General features: G+C 31.7%; 2 protein-coding genes. Both read right to left on the bottom strand.

The window, feature by feature from the left end:
• Positions 1-830 precede the first annotated feature (830 nt).
• Positions 831-1,442 carry a hypothetical protein gene (locus BC781_RS25255; RefSeq protein WP_109623327.1) on the bottom strand — a complete coding sequence of 204 codons (612 nt, stop codon included), beginning with the start codon at positions 1,440-1,442 and terminating at the stop codon, positions 831-833.
• A gap of 121 nt (positions 1,443-1,563) precedes the next feature.
• On the bottom strand, positions 1,564-1,995 hold the full coding sequence (locus BC781_RS25250) for a hypothetical protein (RefSeq protein ID WP_109623325.1): 432 nt from the start codon (positions 1,993-1,995) through the stop codon (positions 1,564-1,566).
• Positions 1,996-2,585: the final 590 nt, after the last annotated feature.

Below are 2,585 nucleotides of genomic sequence, written 5' to 3'. Positions count from 1 at the left end.
ATACAACTTATCGATAAACCTTAAATCAAAAACTGTATCAAACCCTCATTTATAATAATCAATTGAATTGAAACATATTTTTATTAGTCATAACGTATCGGGCATGGTATCGCAGGCAGATAGCGTCGCATGCTGCCTGTGGACTATGCCCCTTGTTGTGCTGAGTTTTTTATTTTTTGTGATACAATCACACACATTTACAGAGCTATTTTCACTTTCTGCTTTAGAGTGAGATTCCTTGTGATTTTAAAATCCACGAGTAATTATTTAACACTTAACGTTCTAAAATTCAAGTTCGTTTTCCTGAATTACAAGAGCGAAATTATAATTCATTTTAGCTAAGATTAAGCTCAATTTACCGTTTATGAATCCACTAAAACTTCAATCATATCAAATCTACTTCACTCTAATCGAATTTTTGAATTTGTTCAAAATATCAAATTAGACTCATCAACTAAGTTATAATTACTTTAATTGTCTGTATTTAAAAATAGCAAAAATAAATACCGCTATTATATGAATCGAAACTACTGAGATAATTAAAAATAACTTAGCTAAACCATATTCATCATGACCTAAAAAACTTAATTGAAATCGAGTAAACACAAATATATATCCAATTAAGATTATTAAGTTAATCACAAAAAACATCCAAAATTTCGTCCATTTATATAATCTACAGAGACTAATAATCCAGAGTCCCAGTAGAATCGAAATGATTAAAATTATTTCCATTTTTCCTATTTAGCACAACGACTCGGGCATGGTGTCGCAGCTAGGTTGCGTCGCATACCTAACTGTGCAATATGCCCCTTGTTATGCTCTTTTATTTAGTCTGCACTGACGTAAAGAATTTTTAGTTTTTTATTTTCCCTATCAATGTTCAAGTAATACTCATACTCGAAATACTCTCCAATTTCAAAAGCAACATAATCATACTTATCTTTTTGATCTTTAATAGCTTGTTGGGAAATATTCCAATATTCTTTCGTTTCAAGTTTACTGAGAAATAGGTTTTCAAATTCTTTAATAAATTCCGCTAAACACTCTTTAGGAGTATACCACATTTCATCAGTAAATACTCTACGCCATCGTTTATGAATATAATCTTCTTTACTAAGATTGATAAAATCGTCAACTACTAAATTTTTGTAAGTAAATGGATGTTCAAAAATATAATAAGGTAATTGATCATCTTCAATTCTACTCTTGACATACTTTAAATCATCTCTGTGTTCATTTAATTGTAAAAATTTGTCTAGATGACTAGAAAAAGTTGAAAGATTGAACAACTCATTTTTAATTGTAACATCTAGTATATCTCGAGTACTTTTATTTACAAAGAAGTCTTCTTGAAAATCAAGTTCTTGATAACCTAAGCATATAACTCCAAATAAAACCTCAAATCGATAATCTTTGATTTCAAAAGAATTTTCTTTCATACTAAACTTACATTGAGCATAACGAATCGGGCATGGTAATGCACTTAGGTCGTGTTGTCGGTAAGTGCGGTGTGAACTATGCCCTTTGTTATAGGGATTTTTAAAATTTGTTTAGATCTTTTTATCTAAGAAAATCCTTTACGGAACTAACTAAATCATACTCTTGAACTCGTAAAATTAGACCAAAAAACAATGGTGCTAATAACATCAAACATATTCCCCAAATAGGTATTTCAGTTCCTTCTTCACGTAAGGCATATATTAGAAATAAAAGAAATCCAAAAGAAAATATTAGTTCAGGTCTAACTTTTGTTCTAACTTTTATCTCTGTTAATCCGTCTTCTAATTCTGAAAATTTAAAATAGCATTTAATTCCTTCTCCAGGAGTATCATTAACTCTCATTGCGCCAAATGCTGATTCTGAAACTGCAATAAACTCATTACTTGACTCCCATTCGATATCAAAATTTCGTCTATTATTTCTAAGTCGATCTTTAAGATCTTGAATTGACCCTGAATAAGTAAACTTATCTTTTAAAACTATTCCTAGCATATCAGTAATTTATTCATTCCCTATAACGCCCCGAGCATAGTATCGCAGGCAGATAGCGTCGCATGCTGCCTGTGGGCTATGCTCTTTGTTAGGCTCCGTTTTTAATTTTTACCTGTACCGCACTCGCAGAACTTTTATTTTTTAAATCCTATGCCAACGATTTCATTGCGCTCTCAAATTCTATTCTCTTTTCAATCCCAATTTACGCTTGGGTTTTATCCAATAAAATGGAAAGATCAGTATGAATTAAGGTCGAATCCGATGACGCTATACTGGGATGAAAGCTAAAATTAGAATAGCGTTAGAATCGCATTTATAACTCCAGTTTGCTTAAAAATTCGTTCGTTGTGAAAATCAAATTCCATGAAGATTTCAGCAAAAGGGAAAATCTAAAAAACTCATTTTTTCTTGTTCTAAAAATTTGCCCACTTAATGGAGCCTAACGACTCGGGCATGGTGTCGCAGGCGGATTGCGTCGCATGACGACTGTGAACTATGCCCCTTGTTGTGTATTTTTAAAACGGCCAACCAATTATCAAATCATATTTATCTTTAGGATCAAATTTAGATGCTTTCACATCAGCCAATTC

The sequence above is a fragment of the Sediminitomix flava genome (assembly GCF_003149185.1).
Classification (GTDB): Bacteria; Bacteroidota; Bacteroidia; order Cytophagales; family Flammeovirgaceae; genus Sediminitomix; species Sediminitomix flava.
The sequence above is the reverse complement of the archived record's forward strand: the minus strand, read 5'-3'. Positions and strand labels throughout refer to the sequence as shown.